The sequence below is a fragment of the Nitrosomonas sp. HPC101 genome, assembly GCF_009833125.1.
Taxonomy (GTDB): domain Bacteria; phylum Pseudomonadota; class Gammaproteobacteria; order Burkholderiales; family Nitrosomonadaceae; genus Nitrosomonas.
On the sequence record NZ_QRCC01000014.1, the window covers coordinates 144652 to 163805 of the forward strand.

14 protein-coding genes and 3 tRNA genes are annotated in these 19154 nt (G+C 47.8%); 6 read left to right on the forward strand and 11 right to left on the reverse strand.

The window, feature by feature from the left end:
* The first annotated feature begins 6 nt into the window (after positions 1-6).
* From ABO04_RS10570 to mfd, 4 genes are all read left to right on the forward strand, one after another.
* Positions 7-603 (forward strand): cytochrome P460 family protein, encoded by a 597-nt coding sequence (locus ABO04_RS10570; RefSeq protein WP_160810618.1) that lies wholly within the window; start codon positions 7-9, stop codon positions 601-603.
* Between the two features lie 164 nt (positions 604-767).
* A complete protein-coding gene (gene recJ / locus ABO04_RS10575; RefSeq protein WP_160810619.1) occupies positions 768-2534 on the forward strand; it encodes a single-stranded-DNA-specific exonuclease RecJ in 1767 nt (588 codons plus the stop codon).
* Positions 2527-3810 carry an MgtC/SapB family protein gene (locus ABO04_RS10580; RefSeq protein ID WP_160810620.1) on the forward strand — a complete coding sequence of 428 codons (1284 nt, stop codon included), beginning with the start codon at positions 2527-2529 and terminating at the stop codon, positions 3808-3810. Before recJ ends, ABO04_RS10580 begins: the two co-directional genes overlap by 8 nt.
* A 25-nt stretch (positions 3811-3835) precedes the next feature.
* Positions 3836-7294, forward strand: a complete 3459-nt coding sequence (gene mfd, locus ABO04_RS10585) for a transcription-repair coupling factor (protein ID WP_160810621.1) — start codon at positions 3836-3838, stop codon at positions 7292-7294.
* A gap of 19 nt (positions 7295-7313) precedes the next feature.
* On the opposite strand, the gene ABO04_RS10590 is transcribed toward mfd, so the two are convergent.
* From ABO04_RS10590 to dnaA, 10 genes are all read right to left on the reverse strand, one after another.
* Positions 7314-7673 carry an exosortase system-associated protein, TIGR04073 family gene (locus ABO04_RS10590; RefSeq protein WP_160810622.1) on the reverse strand — a complete coding sequence of 120 codons (360 nt, stop codon included), beginning with the start codon at positions 7671-7673 and terminating at the stop codon, positions 7314-7316.
* Between the two features lie 43 nt (positions 7674-7716).
* Entirely contained in the window at positions 7717-8040 is a 324-nt protein-coding gene (gene fdxA / locus ABO04_RS10595; RefSeq protein WP_160810623.1) for a ferredoxin FdxA, read from the reverse strand.
* 296 nt (positions 8041-8336) lie between these two features.
* Positions 8337-8425 (reverse strand) — tRNA-Leu (locus ABO04_RS10600).
* A 23-nt stretch (positions 8426-8448) separates the two neighbouring features.
* Positions 8449-8522: transfer RNA gene (locus ABO04_RS10605), tRNA-Cys, on the reverse strand.
* Between the two features lie 107 nt (positions 8523-8629).
* Positions 8630-8705, reverse strand: a tRNA-Gly gene (locus ABO04_RS10610).
* A 120-nt stretch (positions 8706-8825) separates the two neighbouring features.
* Entirely contained in the window at positions 8826-9557 is a 732-nt protein-coding gene (locus ABO04_RS10615) for a pseudouridine synthase (protein WP_160810624.1), read from the reverse strand.
* 47 nt (positions 9558-9604) lie between these two features.
* Complete coding sequence (locus ABO04_RS10620) at positions 9605-10048, reverse strand: YbaN family protein (RefSeq protein WP_160810625.1); 444 nt, start codon at positions 10046-10048, stop codon at positions 9605-9607.
* A gap of 21 nt (positions 10049-10069) precedes the next feature.
* Positions 10070-12499, reverse strand: a complete 2430-nt coding sequence (gene gyrB / locus ABO04_RS10625) for a DNA topoisomerase (ATP-hydrolyzing) subunit B (protein WP_160810626.1) — start codon at positions 12497-12499, stop codon at positions 10070-10072.
* Between the two features lie 48 nt (positions 12500-12547).
* A complete protein-coding gene (gene dnaN, locus ABO04_RS10630) occupies positions 12548-13669 on the reverse strand; it encodes a DNA polymerase III subunit beta (protein ID WP_160810627.1) in 1122 nt (373 codons plus the stop codon).
* Positions 13670-13873: 204 nt separating this feature from the next.
* On the reverse strand, positions 13874-15247 hold the full coding sequence (gene dnaA, locus ABO04_RS10635) for a chromosomal replication initiator protein DnaA (protein ID WP_160810628.1): 1374 nt from the start codon (positions 15245-15247) through the stop codon (positions 13874-13876).
* Between the two features lie 458 nt (positions 15248-15705).
* Between dnaA and ABO04_RS10640 the strand changes: the two genes are divergently transcribed.
* Both ABO04_RS10640 and ABO04_RS10645 read left to right on the forward strand, forming a co-directional pair.
* A complete protein-coding gene (locus ABO04_RS10640) occupies positions 15706-17307 on the forward strand; it encodes a L,D-transpeptidase family protein (RefSeq protein WP_240141527.1) in 1602 nt (533 codons plus the stop codon).
* Positions 17308-17466: 159 nt separating this feature from the next.
* Entirely contained in the window at positions 17467-18048 is a 582-nt protein-coding gene (locus ABO04_RS10645; protein WP_160810630.1) for a DUF882 domain-containing protein, read from the forward strand.
* A gap of 224 nt (positions 18049-18272) precedes the next feature.
* On the opposite strand, the gene ABO04_RS10650 is transcribed toward ABO04_RS10645, so the two are convergent.
* Positions 18273-19136 (reverse strand): MBL fold metallo-hydrolase, encoded by an 864-nt coding sequence (locus tag ABO04_RS10650; protein ID WP_160810631.1) that lies wholly within the window; start codon positions 19134-19136, stop codon positions 18273-18275.
* Positions 19137-19154: the final 18 nt, after the last annotated feature.

Consider the following 19154-nt stretch of genomic DNA (forward strand, 5'->3'; position numbering starts at 1 on the left):
ATGTTTATGAACTTCAAGCAACAACTGATAGGTAGTTTGAGTGGTCTGATTCTTTCTGCTGTGATGACTAACTGCGCGTTGGCAGCAGGTGTGGCCGAGTTTAATGACAAGGGGGAGCTGCTGTTACCAAAGGATTATCGTGAATGGGTCATGGTCGGCACCCAGGTGACGCCCGACGAACTGAATGATGGCAAAGCACCTTTTACTGAAATCAGAACAGTGTACGTCGATCCTGAAAGCTATGCTCACTGGAAAAAAACCGGAGAATTCAGGGATGGCACCATGACGGTAAAAGAGCTGGTCAGCGTGGGTGATCGCAAAGGTCCGGGCAGTGGTAACGGCTATTTCATGGGCGACTACATCGGCCTGGAAGCGTCAGTCAAGGATTCAAAACGTTTTGCAGATGAGCCGGGAAACTGGGCTTTCTATATTTTCTATGTACCCGATATGCCACTCGTTACCGCAGCTAAAAATCTGCCTACAGCTGAGTGCGCTGCCTGTCACAAGGAAAATGCCAAGACAGACATGGTTTTCACGCAATTTTACCCCGTACTACGCGCAGCCAAGGCAACCGGTGAATCCGGCGTGGTGGCACCGAAATAATCTGATACCAATCTGACATAGAAAAACAGGAGTATTTGGGTCGCGGATAAAATACTCCTGTCTTCTTCATTTGATGTCCGCTGTTGTAACAAAGTCCGTCACCTTCAACTTGCAGACCGTTTCTTCAAACCGGCTGATTGCAACCCGGTGATAAAATATTGGTTATGACCAATATTACTACCCGCAAATTTTCTTCCCATGCATACGCAGCACTCGCTGCACATGGCTTGCCGCCGGTACTCGCACGTATTTTTGCTGCACGTGGCATAGAAGATCCGAGCCAGCTCGATACAACATTTTCCCGCATGGCACCCTTTCGGCAACTGAAAAATATCGGTCAGATTGCAGTTTTACTGGCGGATGCCATCGCAGCAAAAAAACGTTTACTTGTGATTGCAGACTATGACACGGACGGTGCGACGTCCTGTGCCGTTGCCTTGCGCGCATTACGCCGGTTGGGTGCAATGGTGGAATATCTTGTACCCAACCGTTTTGAATACGGTTATGGGCTGACGCCGGAAATCGTACGGCTGGCAGCAAACTGTAATCCTCCTCCTGAAATCCTGATCACAGTGGATAACGGTATTGCCAGCGTGGAAGGCGTTGCAGAAGCCAACCGGCTGGGTATGCAGGTGTTCATCACTGATCATCACTTACCGGGAGATCAACTCCCGGATGCAGCCGTTATTGTTAATCCCAATCAGCCAGGGTGTGATTTTCCCGACAAGCATATTGCCGGAGTCGGCGTGATTTTTTACGTAATGCTGGCATTGCGGGCAGAATTGCGCGAACGGGGCGTTTTTACTGCCGGAAGCAGTGAACCCAACCTGGCCAGTCTGCTTGATCTGGTCGCACTGGGCACCGTTGCCGATGTCGTCAGGCTGGAAGGAACCAACCGCATCCTGGTACAACAGGGATTGCAGCGCATTCGCAACGGCCATTTCTGCACGGGTATGCACGCGTTGTTCAAGGTAGCCGGGCGTGATTTCGAACGCGCCACAACGTATGAACTGGGATTTATTCTTGCTCCCAGATTAAATGCTGCCGGACGGCTGGATGATATGTCGCTGGGAATTGAATGCCTGTTGGCTGAAGAAGCAGCCCATGCCCTGCATCTGGCCAGCGAGTTGGATGAACTGAATCGCCAGCGTCGTGAAATCGAATCAGGCATGCGGGATGAAGCAATGAACAAGCTGGAAGGGACGATCAATATTCTGAACCAGATCGACATGCCCACCAATAGCAATACACATCCTGTTTATAACAGCCTGTGCCTGTATGATCCGGGTTGGCACCAGGGCGTCATCGGCCTGATTGCATCGCGCGTCAAGGATAAGCTGCATCGACCAGTTATTGTGTTCGCACAGGGAAAGAATGGAGAAATCAAGGGTTCCGGGAGATCCATTCCCGGCTTGCATCTGCGTGATGCGCTGGATCTGGTTACCAAGCGTCACCCGGGATTAATCATCAGATTTGGTGGCCATGCCATGGCAGCCGGTCTGACAGTACACGAGCAGTATTTTGAGCAGTTTCGCACGGTATTCGAGGAGGTTGCACAGTCACTGCTGACACCTGCTGATCTGATACAAGTCATCGAAACGGATGGCGAACTGGAAGAAGCGGATCTAACTTTGGCACTGGCACAATATTTAGCGGATCAAGTCTGGGGACAAGGTTTTCCCGAGCCGAGTTTCAATGACCATTTCCGCGTTGAAAATCAACGCATTGTCGGGGAAAGACATTTGAAACTGAAGCTGCGCAAAGCAGGTGCCAGACAAATACACGACGGCATTTTGTTTTTCCATACTGAACGACTACCCGTCGAAATTGACGCTGTCTACCGAGTACAGCTGAACGAATATAACGGCAATACCCGTATGCAATTACTACTGGAACACTGGTTCGAATCCGGATGTACACAAAATGGATGATCTGTTTTTTCCCGAACGTGAGCAGATTTATCTGGCCAAATTTGCCACCAGCATGGCGATTGGATTGCTTATCGGCCTGGAACGCGAACGCCATCCGGCAGCCAAGGCCGGGCTGCGTACCTTTGCTCTGATGGCCATGTTCGGTACACTGGCCGCTATGCTGTCGCATAAGGCACAAACACCCTGGCTGCTGATCAGCGGATTATTGCTGACTGGCATCATGATGATCTCGTCCTACCGGGACAAACGGGATAAACGGGAGGATCCGGGGACTACCACAATTGCCGCAATACTGATCTGTTACGGGATTGGCGCATTAGTATGGTACGAAGAATCAATCTTGGCAGTCATGCTGGCCATTATCACAACCATTCTGCTTTATTTTAAAACCGAGCTTCGGGGAATCTCGCAAAATCTGAGCCGAAAGGATCTGATTTCGATACTGCAATTTGCAGTACTCAGTTTCATCATACTGCCGATCCTGCCGAATAAAAATTACGGCCCTTTCGATGCACTCAATCCATACCAGATATGGTTGATGATGGTGTTGATATCGGGCGTGAGTCTGACAGGCTATATTGCATTGCGTTTTACCGGACAGCGCTATGGTGCGGTTCTGCTCGGTCTGCTGGGTGGACTGGTTTCGAGTACCGCTACCACCATAGTATTTTCGCGCCGTAGTAACAATAACCCCGACTTTAGCAGCTTTGCTGTCATCGTGATATTGCTGGCCAACTTAACTCTGCTGATCAGGCTGGCATTGATTAGTGCTGTGGTTTCTCCGGAAATTTTCCCCTATCTCTTGCCCATCCTGGCGGGTGGTTTTGTTCTGGGATTGGCTGCTTCGGTATTCTGGTGGCGCGAATTCAGCCAGCAACAAACAGCAGTTCCCATGCCGGATACTCGCAACCCGGCAGAACTTCAGACGGCAATGAGTTTTGGCCTGCTTTATACAATTGTATTGCTTCTCAGTGCATGGTTGTCGGACATTGCCGGCAGCAGCGGATTGTACGCTGTGGCGCTCATTTCCGGGTTTACCGACGTTGATGCCATTACGCTGAGCAGTCTGCGTTTGTATGGACTGGGCAAGCTGGAGGTCGTGGAGGTAGTCACTGCGATAACACTGGCGGTGATTGCCAGTCTCATTTTCAAGCTGGGACTGGTGTTTTTTATCGGTAATGCTTCGCTGGCCAGGCGATGTGTCCCGGGGATGGTAGCGATCATCGCAGGCATGGGTGGCGCATTTTTCCTGGCTTCGTATCTGGCATATTTCTGAACAATCAAACGCCGTTGGTAAAACAATGTCATTCAAACCAACCCAAATCCGTCCGGGACAGCTGCAACGTTACTCCGGTTTTACAGGATCCAGTGATGCCTATGCCTTGGCACAGCTGGCGCAAGATCAGAATAATCAGCTATTGGCGATTGTCACTGCCAATGCGCAGGATGCACGAAGATTGCTTGAAGAAATTTCCTTTTTTGCACCCGGCCTGCGCGCGAGTTTGCTGCCGGACTGGGAAACCTTGCCCTACGATATTTTCTCCCCGCACCAGGATCTGATTTCAGAGCGTCTGGCCACTTTTTACCAGATTGCAAACAATGCCTGCGATGTATTGATCGTACCGGTTACAACCGCGCTGTACAGAATGCCACCGCAAGCGTTTTTAGCTGCATACTCATTCTTCATCAAACAAGACAGTACACTGGATTTGCAGGCATTTCGCAGCCAGATGTCGCTCGCCGGCTATTCTCATGTTTCACAAGTTATTTCACCAGGAGAATACAGTATTCGCGGTGGACTGATTGATCTGTTTCCCATGGGCAGCCCACTACCTTATCGCATTGATCTGTTCGATGATGAAATTGAATCAATCCGTACATTCGATGCGGATACCCAGCGCAGTATTTATCCAGTCAATGAAATCCGGCTGTTACCGGCACGAGAATTTCCACTCGACGATACCGGTCGCAGTCGTTTTCGTACCAGTTTCCGGGAAAAATTTGAAGGAGATCCGACTCGCAGCTGGCTGTATCAGGAAATCAGCAAAGGGAATATTCCTGCTGGAATAGAGTATTATTTGCCCCTTTTTTTCGAACAGACCGCTACGCTATTCGATTATTTACCGCAGAATTCCACATTATGTCTGCATGGGGAAATTGCTCCCGCTATTGAAAATTTCTGGCAAGATACCCGGTCGCGCTTTCAGTTGATGCGCAACGACATCGATCGTCCTTTACTTTCTCCGGTTGATCTGTTTTTACCAGAAGATCAGTTTTACGGTTACCTCAAATCATACGGCCGGATAGAAATGCAAACCGGTGATCAACAGGCGATTGACAAGCCGTTTTCTCACCCTCTTCCACCCGTACGGGTGGATCGTCGTGCTTCCAATCCGATCGAGCAGCTGACCGCTTTTGTCAGCACATTCACCCAGGACGGCGGCCGGATTTTACTGCTGGCAGAAAGCCTGGGACGACGCGAGCTGATGGCAGAATACCTGCGCGAGTATGGTCTGCAACTGAAACTCTGCGAAGACTATGCTGCATTTCAATCCGATAGCGCGTCTTGCATGCTCGGTGTGGCACCGTTGCACAGTGGTTTTATCCTGGCCACGGAAAAACTGGCACTGATCACCGAAAACGAACTGTATGCGACATACGTACGCGGACAGCGCACGCGGGATGCACGCAAAACCACTTCGGCTGATTCTATTCTGCGCGATCTGTCCGAAATCAAACCCGGCAGTCCAGTGGTACACGAACAGCATGGTATCGGACGTTATCTCGGCCTGGTCAACATGGATACCAGTGGGGACGATTCAGGCCAGTCCAGTGAATTCCTCGCGCTGGAATACCTGGGAGGAGACAAACTCTATGTGCCGGTTACACAGCTTCATCTCATCAGTCGCTACAGCGGTGCAGCGCCAGAAGCAGCTCCCTTGCACAAGCTGGGAAGCGGTCAATGGGAAAAAGCCAAGCGCAAAGCCATGCAGCAGGTACGTGATACCGCTGCCGAACTGCTAAATCTGTATGCTCAACGCGCTGCTCGCACAGGCCATCCGTTCCAGCTTGATCAGCATGATTACAACATCTTTGCAGATGGTTTCGGTTTTGAGGAAACGCCGGATCAAGCTGCAGCCATTCATGCAGTCATTCAGGATATGGTTTCCGGCAAGCCAATGGATCGGCTGATTTGTGGAGATGTCGGCTTCGGCAAAACGGAAGTCGCCCTGCGTGCTACCTTTATTGCGATTGCCAACGGGAAACAAGTGGCAGTACTGGTTCCGACCACGCTGCTGGCAGAACAGCATTATCAGAATTTCTCCGATCGTTTTGGATTGATTGCCGATCAGTGGCCGGTAAAAATTGCCGAACTTTCACGTTTCCGTTCAGCTAAAGAACAGTCTGAAGCACTGCAAGGTCTGGCGCAGGGAACAACTGATATTATTATCGGCACGCACAAACTGATTCAGGACAAAGTTAAATTCAAGAATCTGGGATTGGTTATCATCGATGAAGAACATCGTTTCGGAGTACGCCAGAAGGAGCAGCTCAAAAAACTTCGTGCTGAAGTAGATGTACTGACGCTGACTGCAACGCCGATTCCACGTACGCTGGCAATGTCGCTCGAAGGTCTCAGAGATTTTTCGGTGATTGCCACCGCACCCCAGCGAAGACTGGCAATCCGGACATTCGTACATCCTTATACAGAAGGAATTATCCGCGAAGCCTGTTTACGCGAACTGAAACGTGGTGGACAGATCTATTTTCTCTACAATGAAGTCAGCACCATTCAGAACATCTACACCAGGCTGAGCAAACTGCTGCCGGAAGCGAAAATAAACATTGCCCACGGGCAAATGCGGGAAAGCGAGCTGGAACAGGTGATGCGCGATTTCTACCAGCAACGTTTCAATCTGCTGTTATGTACCACTATCATTGAAACGGGAATCGATGTTCCCACTGCCAACACAATTATTATCCATCGTGCCGATAAGTTCGGTCTGGCACAGCTACACCAGTTGCGTGGCAGAGTGGGACGTTCGCACCATCAGGCGTATGCTTATCTGCTGACACCGGAAAAAGCAGCCCTGACAACGCAGGCAGTCAGACGACTGGAAGCGATTCAGGCAATGGAAGAGCTTGGCTCCGGATTTTATCTGGCTATGCATGACCTGGAAATACGTGGTGCAGGTGCTGTGCTGGGTGATTCGCAAAGTGGCGAGATGCAGGAAGTAGGATTCAGCCTTTACAATTCGCTACTGGACGTAGCGATCAAATCATTAAAAGCAGGTCATGAGCCGGATATGCAGCAACCTCTCGGCATTTCAACAGAAGTTAGATTGCACGTCCCTGCGCTGCTGCCGGAAAATTACTGCAGCAATATTCACGAACGGCTCGTTCTGTACAAACGCATGGCGGGTTGCAGTAACGAGACAGAACTGGATGAGATTTACCAAGAGCTGATCGATCGCTTTGGTCTGTTGCCTGATCCGGCCCGCGCATTACTGGACAGCCACCGACTACGTATTGAAGCCAGAAAATTGGGTATTATGCGTCTTGATGCAAGCCCGGACAACATTCAGCTGCAGTTTGAACCCGATCCCCCGGTAGAAGCTGTCAAGATCATTCAGCTTATCCAGAGTGGCAAGGAATACAGCCTCTCGGGACCTGATCGCCTGAATATCCGGCTGCAGATACCGGATGTGAGCAAGCGAGTAAAAAAAGTCAGGGAGTTGCTGGCATTGCTAAAAAACTGAAACGGACGAGACACACCAATTATCCGTACGTGGTTTCTTTGTTGAAATCCTGCCAGATATAAGGTGGACGAACTGTCGGCTGAGTCGGAATTAAAAAGGTTATGGCATCCAACGCACCGAACACAGTACGCCCAATTGTATGCATAATGCCGGTCACCAAGCCGATGGTCAGCCCGTACCCAGCTCCATCCTGTTGACTAGTAAGAATTACATTTTTAGGAAGTTCAACAAAACCGGTTGCTACATTGACAATTCCGTTGACCAGCTTTTCACTTGCTGCAGCGGGATAGCTTTGAGCTACACCACGTTGCGCGATGACCGTCTGCGGAAGTACACAGAACGCCATCAGAAAAAGAGCCCGTATAATTACAGTTTTCATTATTGGTATCTCCTTAATCCCATTTTCGCAACAGTGACTTGATTCAGCGCTCCAGTTTATCCAGTTTATCTGTAACGGACGCCCATTCATCTGCATCCGGCAATGCGTCCTTTTTCTCGATAATCGGTTCCCAGATTTTGGATAACTCCGCATTGAGTGCAATAAATTGTCGCTGATCCTCAGCGACATCGTCTTCCGCATAAATCGCTTCTACCGGGCACTCTGCCACACACAGCGTACAATCAATGCATTCATCCGGATCAATTACCAGGAAATTAGGGCCCTCGCGGAAACAATCCACAGGGCAGACGTCAACACAATCGGTATATTTGCATTTGATACAACTTTCAGTCACTACATAAGTCATGATGGTATTCCTCGAGCGGCGCTTTCTATAACAAACCCGTAATTTTATCAGAATACGGATGAGTTCCACTACACACAGCAAAATTACCGATTATCCCAATGATCATGATGCATACGCTATTTCCACGAAGTATTTTACGATGATCGGTAGGACATACTGTAACTTATTGATACAGAAAAATAAATTTTACTACGTGGGCGACATGACTTGGCAAGTGAAGTTATCCGTGATGCACTGCACAGAATGCTGGACAAAGAGAAACGAAACAGCTATTTACGTGATCTTGATGCGATGAATGGTGCCCGGAGCCGGAATCGAACCGGCACGGACGGTTATGTCCGAGGGATTTTAAGTCCCTTGTGTCTACCAATTTCACCACCCGGGCAATTACGAAGAACTTCTGATATATGGAGGCGGGGGTCGGAATCGAACCGGCGTAGACGGCTTTGCAGGCCGCTGCATAACCACTCTGCCACCCCGCCGTGAGCTGTTTTTAATGATGTCGTCTGCTTTACAACATCAAAACATGAAAATTTGACGTAACCTAAAAAATTGCTGGTGAATTCTGGACACAGCTAAAACAATAAACTGGAGCGGGAAACGAGACTCGAACTCGCGACCCCGACCTTGGCAAGGTCGTGCTCTACCAACTGAGCTATTCCCGCACACTACTCCGGGCTCAAACAAATGAACCAGAATTTGCCTCTCGACAGACGGGTGATTATAGAGCCCCCTTCAATTTTGTCAAGAATTATGGTTTTAAGCAGACTCTGGCTCCGGTACATTCAAAATGATTCATTCCTGCCAAGATAACGCCATTTTCCTTCCGGCAGATCGGCTAATTTGATCCGGCCAACCCGGACACGTTTTAATCCAACCACGTTTAAACCAACCAGTTCACACATTCGTCGGATCTGTCTTTTTTTACCTTCCTGTAAGATAAAACGAAGCTGATCCTGATTCAAACGACTCACCTGGGCGGGTTTCAATACCTGACCATCAAGTTTCAAACCATGGTTAAGCAGCGCCAATCCCGCACGCGTCAGATTACCGGTTACCCGTACCAGATACTCCTTTTCAACTTCCGAGTATTCTCCAATCAACTGCCTGGCAATACGTCCATCCTGGGTAAATACCAGTAATCCCTGTGAGTCAATATCGAGCCGACCGGCGGGAGCAAGATTTTTAAGGTGTTGCAAGATAAATCCAAGAGAAGAACGATCCTGAAGAAAGCGGGAATCGTGACAGATAAGGCTGACAGCCGGTTTGTAGCCGGGCTCCGGTTGACCGGATACGTAACCGACGGGTTTGTTCAGTAAAATTGTTACCCGCTGGTTCTGTTTGATCTGCGCTGTTTGAGCAAGCGTGATTTCCTGGCAGGGAAAAATCTTGGTTCCCAGTTCGCGAACTGGCTGTCCGTCCACATAAACCCAGCCTTGTTCAATGTAAACATCTGCTTCTCTGCGCGAACACATTCCCTGTGCGGACATTAGCTTGGACAAACGAACTTTTTCCATCAATGAACAAGTTGCTTTGCTGTCAGGAAACGAAGAACAGGCATGATTTATTTGTTTTCATCTCGCACAGGCAAGCGCCAGATAAATGTAAATAAGATTGTGGCCAGCAAGACCAGCATGCCTTTCAATTTCCAGGAGGAAACAATCAGAATTGAGCTTCCGAAGGACAACAACATCACCAGATATGCCCAACGTTTGACCTGACGCTTCACACTGCGATATTCGCACCATTCACGGATAATTGGCCCGGCGATGCGATGACCCAGCAGATAATTGTGGAATCGTTCGGAGCTGCGTGCAAAACAGCCTGCAGCCAGTAAAATAAAGGGAGTTGTTGGCAATATGGGTAGAAATATGCCAAGTATGCCTACAAACAGGGCGGTTACGCCGATACACAGGTATAGCCAACGTATGACAGGTGAATCATGCAGCTGAAGCAGGTGAATATTCGCTTGTGACTGATCCATTGATTTATTCAGTTCTGTCGACATAAAACATCCCCATAAATTTACCTAAATGTCGATATTCCTTGCACGAAGGGCATTATTTTCAATAAATGCCCGGCGAGGTTCGACCACGTCGCCCATTAAGGTAGTAAAAATTTCATCGGTCAGAATGCTGTCCTCAATCTGTGCACGTAACAGACGACGATTACTCGGATCCATGGTTGTTTCCCATAGCTGCTCAGGATTCATTTCTCCCAGTCCTTTGTAACGCTGGATAGTAATGCCTTTTTTAGCTTCCTCCAGCAACCATTCCAGGGCTTCCTTGAATTCCAGAATGGAAATTTCCTGTTCACCCCGTTTAACTTTTGCATCTTCACTGATCAGACCCTGTAATACCTGCGCAGTTTGCCTGATCTTGGCAAAGTCACCGCTTTTCAAAAAATCAGCATCCAGATAGCTGATTCGAAGATTACCGTATTGTTTACGACTGATTTTGAGACGATAGTTCTCTGAATCTTCATCGTATTCTGCAGTAATTTCCACATCATCCAGTAACGGCGCCAGTCTGGCGGCGCTGTCCTGCGCGCTGACTTCCGAACTCAGATCGATATCCGGTTGTTTAAGTAACGCATACATCACTGCCCGGTCGATCAACTGACTCATACGCTCAATTACCGCCTCAGCCAGCAGGTATTCATCTGCAATCTTTGCCAGTGCTTCACCCATAATCGGTGGATTATCCATTCCAGGATGCAGTTCTGCATCAATCAGCGCCAAACTGAGAATGTAGCGCTTGAGCTCGTAATCATCCTTAAGGTAACGTTCCTGCTTGCCATGTTTGATTTTATACAAAGGCGGTTGTGCGATATAAATGTGACCACGCTCGATCAGTTCAGGCATCTGCCGGTAGAAAAAGGTCAGCAGCAAGGTACGGATATGCGATCCATCCACATCCGCGTCAGTCATGATGATAATGCGGTGGTAACGCAGTTTGTCCAGGTTATATTCATCCTTGCCGATGCCCGTTCCCAGGGCGGTTATGAGTGCCACGATTTCCTGGGAAGAAATCAGTTTGTCAAAACGGGATTTTTCGACATTCAGAATTTTGCCTTTGAGCGGCATGATCGCCTGAAATTTGCGATCGCGTCCTTGTTTGGCAGAACCACCGGCAGAATCTCCTTCCACCAGATAAAGCTCACATAGTTTCGGGTCTTTTTCCTGGCAGTCTGCCAGCTTTCCAGGTAAACCCATACTGTCCAGCACACCTTTTCTACGTGTCAGTTCGCGGGCTTTTCTGGCCGCTTCTCGTGCCCTGGCTGCTTCAATGATTTTGTTGCAGATTATCTTTGCTTCATTTGGATTTTCCAGCAAAAAATCGGAAAGTTTGTGTGAAACCACTTCCTCTACAACCGGACGCACTTCGGATGAAACCAGCTTCTCCTTGGTCTGAGAGGAAAATTTGGGTTCGAACAGCTTGATCGACAGCACACAGGTCATTCCTTCGCGCATGTCATCACCGGTGGTATCCACCTTGGCCTTTTTGGCCAGTTCGTTTTTTTCTATGTAGTTGTTGAGCGTGCGTGTCATGGCTGCCCGCAATCCGGTCAGATGAGTACCGCCATCCTTCTGCGGAATGTTATTGGTGAAACACAGTACCTGTTCAGCATAACTGTCATTCCATTGCATCGCAATTTCGACGGTAATATCGTCTTTCATCCCCTTTGCATAAAAAATGTTCGGATGCAGCACAGTTTTGGTACGGTTGATGTATTCGACGAAATTTCGGATACCGCCGGAAAATGCAAAGATCTCCTCGCGGTTGTCACGCCGGTCAGCCAGTCTGATCTTGATTCCGTAATTGAGAAAGGAAAGCTCGCGTAATCGTCTGGCGAAGATGTCGTAATGGTAGGTTATATCGCCAAATATCAACTTGCTCGCGAGGAAATGAACTTCTGTCCCTTGTTTTTCAGTTTGACCGGTAATTGCCAGCGGAGCAACCGCCACACCATCTCGGAACTCTATCTGGTGAATGTTTCCCTTGCGATAGATCGTCAATCGTAACCATTCCGACAGCGCGTTCACTACAGACACTCCGACACCGTGCAACCCGCCGGATACCTTGTAGGAATTGTCATCAAACTTACCACCGGCATGCAATTCCGTCATGACGATTTCCGCAGCAGAACGTTTCTGTTCATCATCCTGCTTGATATTGGTGGGAATTCCTCTGCCATTGTCGTGAACGCTAACGGAGTTGTCCGCATGGATAATGACGGATATTTCATCGCAATGACCTGCCAGAGCTTCGTCGATGGCGTTATCGAGAACTTCAAACACCATGTGATGCAGCCCGGTGCCATCACTGGTATCACCAATATACATACCGGGACGCTTGCGAACGGCATCCAGTCCTTTCAGGATTTTGATGCTGTCCGAGTCATAGTCACGTTGATTGCTCTTGGTATTCGGGGTGAATTCTGGCTGGTTTGTATTCATATTTGAGTTATCTGTTTTTTAGTTTTTGATCGGATGGACAGATTTGTACTATTCGCGCATTGGCATCAGGATATGTTTGAACCAGTCGTCGTCCGGTAATGTGATCAATATAGCGCTTTGCATACTCTCGAATGAGCACTTGACATGCTCGCTATCCAGATTGTTCAGTACTTCCATCAGGTAAACAATATTGAAACTGGTATCGATAGTTTCATTTGAGTAAACAATCTCGATTTCTTCCTGCGCTTCTTCCTGTTCCTTGTTTTTGGCTGATATGTTTAATTTTCCATTTGTAATATTCAGGTGGACGTTGCGAAACAAATCATTGCTGCTGGAAATAATCGCAGTACGCTGAAGTGCATGGAAAAAATCAAGACGGTTGATATCAAATTGAAAAACACTGGCTTGCGGAACTGCGCGTCTGAAATCGATAAATTTTCCTGAAATAACCTTCGACACCAGCACGGCTTCCGAGAAACGGAAACAGATTTTTTTGGGATAGATCTCAATAGTTACCGGTTTGTCGCTGTCTTCCAATTGTCTGATTAATTCCAGTACGGTTTTGCGAGGAACAATCGTCTCCAGTTTTTCAAGCGGCTCATTCAAACCAACGGAAGTAATTCCCAGTCGGTGGGTGTCAGTGGCAACCATAGTGAGTCTGTCTGCTTCGATCAGCAGCAGCATCCCGTTCAGGTAATAACGCAAATCCTGTTGTGCCATGGCATGTGCTACCCGCTGCAGATGTTTTTTCAATACCTGTTGTGTCAGTGTGAACGCAGCGCTGCAAGGCTCATCATCCTTGGCCATCCTCGGAAAATCTTTAGCTGGAAGCAGTTGCAAGCTGAAGCGGCTTTTCCCGGAAGTGATCTGTAAACGGCTTTCTGACCGGATTAACTCAACCGGGGAACCGGATGGCAAAGCGCGCAATATGTCTTGCAGTTTTCTGACAGAAACAGTCGTTTGCAGCGAATCTTGATTTTCCAGTTCTGGAATAGTAGAGGTTGCCTCAATTTCTATTTCCAGATCTGTCGTAACCAGTACCAGCTTTCCATCACTGATTTCAATCAGGGTGTTTAGAAGTATGGGAAGCGTATGCCTGCGTTCCACAATACCGCTCACTATCTGCAGCGGTTTGAATAGCAAATCCCGGTCGGAAAGTGTTAGTTTCATTTTATTTAAAAACTAAATAATAATAATTAATCAGCGAAAGAAATTGGTAAAACTCATAAAATTACTTACATATTATATACTTGCGTACATCAGAAATTCTGTATGATTTAAGTATAGCTTGTGGATGAATTGTGAACGAAATTTTACGATTGAAATTTTATTCAAGTTATCCACAAAATATACAATGATTGTCAGGGTATGATGTTATCCCCGCAGAATATGTATCAACGTGCTGTAATCCCGGTTTATTCCAGGATCGGAAGCACGTAATTCCACAATTTTGCGATGAGCGTGCAGTACGGTTGTATGATCTCTTCCACCGAAAGCCTCACCAATATCAGGCAGACTCAGCTGGGTCAATTCTTTAGCGATGGCCATTGCAACCTGTCTGGGCCGAGCGATCGCCCGGACGCGTTTCTTTGAATACATGTCGGCCACTTTTATCTTGTAGTAATCCGCGACGGTTTTCTGGATATTTTCAATTGAAATCTGTCGATTCTGTATTGCCAGCAGATCCTTCAGCGCTTCTTTGGCCAGATCAAGGGAAATCGGATGACCGGTGAAGCGTGAATATGCCAGAACCCGCTTCAGCGCTCCTTCCAGTTCCCGTACATTGGAGCGGATATATTTGGCGATGAAAAAAGCCGTACTTTCATCCAGTTCAATTTTCTCGGCGAAAGCTTTTTTCAGCAGAATAGCCACGCGCATCTCAAGCTCGGGCGGTTCGATTGCTACGGTTAATCCCCAGCCGAACCTTGATACCAGCCGTTCTTCCAGCCCGGAAATTTCTTTCGGATAGCAGTCGGACGTAATGATGACCTGCTTGTGTGCCTCGATCAATGCGTTGAAGGCGTAGAAAAACTCTTCCTGTGTCCGGTTTTTACCGCTGAAAAACTGAACATCGTCTACCAGTAGCAGATCAAGCGAATGATAGTAAAGTTTGAACTTGTCGAATGATTTATGCTGATAAGCGCTGACAACATCCGATACATATTTTTCAGCATGGACGTAACGGATTTTGGCTTCGGCGTCCAGCTCCATAACATAATTGCCAACCGCGTGCATTAGGTGCGTCTTACCCAGCCCTACTCCTCCGTATATGAATAAAGGGTTATAAGCAATACCAGGTCGCTCCGCTACTTGAATGGCACCGGCACGCGCCAGCTGATTGGCTTTTCCGGTAACAAAGGCATCAAAGGTAAAGGCAGGGTTGATTCGGCTGGAGTTGGCTCTTCTGGTAGCGCTGTGTGTTTTATTTGCAGACAGTTTTTTATCTTCCCTGCTTTCTGCCTCGGGTGCCCTGGTTGCTGTTTCAGTTTCGGTCGGGTCTTTCAGCTCCAGTTTGAAATGGATCTTTTCGTTGAAATGATCTTGTGCCATATTATCGATACGATCGACAAAGTTGTCCTTGATCCATTGCAGTACGAAACGGTTGGGCGCAATTAAAATCAGGGTGTTTTCCACATCCGGACAGACTTCCAGCCTGAGTGGCTTGATCCAGGTATTAAACTGCTGCCCATTTAATTCTTGTTTGAAATGTTTAAGACAGGAATGCCAGAAAGTCTCTATTTTCTGCATGACAGATGGAAGAAATTAATCCGGATTTGGAAAAGTGTTCCGGTAAAACTTGAAAAAACCAGAGAGGAAAAACAAACAGTTAACTGCGGTATAAAAGCAAACTGGGAGTTGTAAATATGCGTAAATCCCGTTGATCTGCCGACGGGTTAGTATAATGAAATTTTCCCGTAAAGGTTGCTTTATTACGCATAACCTTGCCAGGTCTTGGTTACAGCCATTCCGGTTTCATCTGACCAGGTATGTTGTTCCAGGAGCTGGCCGACAGCACTCGGATTTATCCCCTTGCTTTTGTTTTATCGACTCGGAAAGGTGTGGTAAAAAGCAACCTCCACAAAAATTTTTAAAAAACTTTCTGAGTACAGAGGAAAAGCCTTCTGACAATGACTTTTGCAAATCAAGAATACAGAAATATTTTCTTATTATTCATTCAGGATACTAGAAAATTCTGGATCAGCTCTTTGGCAACAGCATGCTACTTAACCTTTTTTGCGTTGGTATTCATGGTTCTGCCGGTTGTTGCTGAAAATAGGGTTGTCAGTGCAGAATCGATACAGGAGCAGCTGGCAAAAAGTGTTCAGGGCAGCCAGGATAATGTGGCACAAACAAACTTGCGACGATTTTACGCACAGCGTAATTATCAACCGGTCTGGACTCTGGCTGATCATGCTACCTTGCAAGATACTGCATTGATGCTTATCAAGCGGGCCGATGAAGAAGGACTGTCCAGTAATGATTATCGTATTGAGTCCTTGCGACAACGTCGTGACGAGACACCTGATCAGGTTTCCCTTGCGTTTGAACTGGATCTGACCCGATCATTACTGGCACTTGCCCATGATTTACGTAGTGGCCGGTTGGTAGCTTCCCTGGCGGATCCTGACTGGCATATCCCGCAACAGCAATTCGATCCGGTCATGTTTCTGCAACAAGCCGTTACTTCGGGAAAGCTGGAAGAAGCCTTTGCCGATTTACCGCCCGGTATCCCGCAGTATCGTTCGCTCAAGCAACTGCTGCTCAAGTTTCGAGCGCTAATGGCTACAGGTATAGTATGGGCCCGGATACCGGAAGGAGCTTCATCGATTCATCCACGTACCAGCCACGCCTTCATTCCGTTGATTCGTCAGCGTATCCAGGAGGCATACCGTATTTTTGAAAGACCGGAATATGACGTTGCTGACAGTGACAGCGAGTTTTATGATGATCAGCTGGAAGGCGCGGTCAAGGTCTTTCAGCGTCAATATGGATTGAATGCAGATGGCATCATCGGTAAAAATACGCGGCAGGCACTGGATATGACTCCAGACGAGCATATCCGGCAACTGCGTATCTCGCTTGAGCGCTTGCGCTGGTTGCCGAGAAAGCTCGGTAATCGGTATATTCTGGTCAATATTGCCGGATTCTATCTGGTAGCAGTTCAGGATAACGCGCGCGTATTCGGCATGCGTATCGTGGTGGGCCGTGATTACCGATCAACACCAAGTTTCAACAGTCGTATTTCGCATCTGGTACTCAACCCGTACTGGAATATACCCACCAGCATTGCACGTAAGGATTTACTGCCAAAACAGCGAAATAACCCGGGTTATTTCGCTTCCGAGGGCATCCGGGTATTTTCCGATTATCAGTATGAATCCGAGCTGGATCCCGATTCAATTGACTGGTATTCAGTCAACCATTTTCCTTACGTTCTGCGACAGGATCCCGGCAGAAAGAATGCACTTGGCACCATCAAGTTCATGTTTCCCAATCCCTTCAGTATCTATCTGCACGATACACCCTCTAAATATTTGTTCCAGAAAGATATTCGTGCTTTCAGTTCGGGTTGTATCCGTCTGGAAAAACCATTGCAGCTGGCGGAGTTTGTCTTGGGGAAATCATTTGAACGAGCTGACATTGCTGAAAGGATCCGCAGCGGTAAAACGCAAACCGTGAATTTATCCGAACGCGTACCGGTTTACTTGTTGTATTTGACAGCCTGGAGTAACGGGCAGGGCGAGGTTTATTTTTCATCTGATGTTTACGGGCGCGATCGGCGGGCACTGGCTTATGCCCGCTGGTAATTCCATTTCTAAATCGAGACTGACTTTGTCGGTTTGCCTTGCCGTATTATTTATACTGTCTGCGGCTCACCTTCGTGTCATTCTTGATTTGGCAATGGAATAATCGCCGGAAAAGCGCCTGTTACAGTCTTTTTATCCGGCACGATCATGGAGACCAATATGTCCAAACGTATCATTACAGACAGTCCGGGAATACTTACCGATCATGGCAACACTCGCCGCCGCCTGTTACAGGCTGGTCTGGGTGCGTGTGCATTGTTTGCCATGCCGGCAGCCAATGCTGCTTATTCCCGCATTTATGAAAAACGGCTGTCTCTACTGAATCTGCATACCGGAGAAAGAATCCGGACAGCTTACTGGGAAAAAGGGAAATATATTCCAGAAGCATTGCAAGCGATAGCCAAGGTTTTGCGTGATCATCGCTCCGGTGAACGTCACCCAATCGACCTGGGATTACTTGATCTGATTCAGCATTTACACTATAAAACGGGCAGCTCAAAAGAATTTCAGGTGATCTCCGGATATCGATCACCCGCTACCAATGCCACGCTTGCCGCAAGGAGTCACGGTGTCGCCAAAAAGAGCCTGCATATGCAAGGCAAGGCAATCGATATCCGTCTGCCCGGGATACCATTGAATACACTGAGACGTGTAGCTACATCCATGCGTGTCGGAGGGGTTGGTTATTATCCCGAATCGGACTTCATTCACGTGGATACCGGTAATGTTCGTTACTGGTAAATATCGGGTTTTTGATTAATCAGCGGATTTTTACAATAACGATGATTTTTCCCTGCTAGTTTTCTGACCAGCTTGAATTCTCTTAGGAGCCTCTGAAAAACTACCCGCATTGTTATTTTTGCGTTAAAAGTCGACTCAAAACGCTCATTTATTGCGTATAAACTCTGTTTTCGCCGACTTTTTCCTTGAACTAACCGCCTCGCTGACGTTTTTCAGAGGTTTCTTTACAATTGATTGATCGGTATTTTTAAATATACGGTTCCGTTATCTTCGGCAGGCGGCATCTGGCCCGCACGGACATTAACCTGAACAGACGGCAGAATCAGCATCGGTACATCCAGTGTGGCATCACGCGCGGTACGCATTGTAACAAATGCGTCTTCGCTGATGCCGTCATGCACGTGAATATTGTCGGCACGCTGATCAGCAACGGTGCTTTCCCACTGTACCGGGCGATCACCGGGCGGATAATCGTGACACATGAACAATCGTGTTTCCGGCGGATAGTTATCCAGTAGTTTGCGGATGGAATGGTAGAGCTGCCGCGCATCTCCTCCAGGAAAATCAGCGCGGGCCGTTCCCACATCCGGCATAAACATCGTATCACCGATAAAAATTGCATCGCCGAACTGGTAAGCCAGATCAGCCGGGGTGTGCCCAGGCACTAAAATCGCCTTGCCTTCCAGTTCACCCAGCTGGAAAGTATCACCATCATCAAACAGATGATCGAATTGCGAGCCATCAGGCTGGAAATCCGCACCCATATTGAATAATTTTTTGAATACCTGCTGTACACCGGGAATCCGGCTGCCTATGGCTGTTTTTCCACCCAGCTCCTGCTTGAGATAGTGTGCAGAAGAAAGATGGTCCGCATGCGCATGGGTTTCAAGGATCCAATCCGTCGTCAACCTCTTTGAACGCACAAATTTAATCAGCACATCAGCGGAATGATGCTTGGTTCTGCCGGATTTGGGATCGTAATCCAATACCGGATCGATAATGGCGCAATGCCCTCCCGGTTGGTCAAACACAACATAGCTGACTGTCCAGGTAACAGGATCAAAGAAAGCTTGAATATCAGGTTGCATTACGATCTCCTTGTGTTA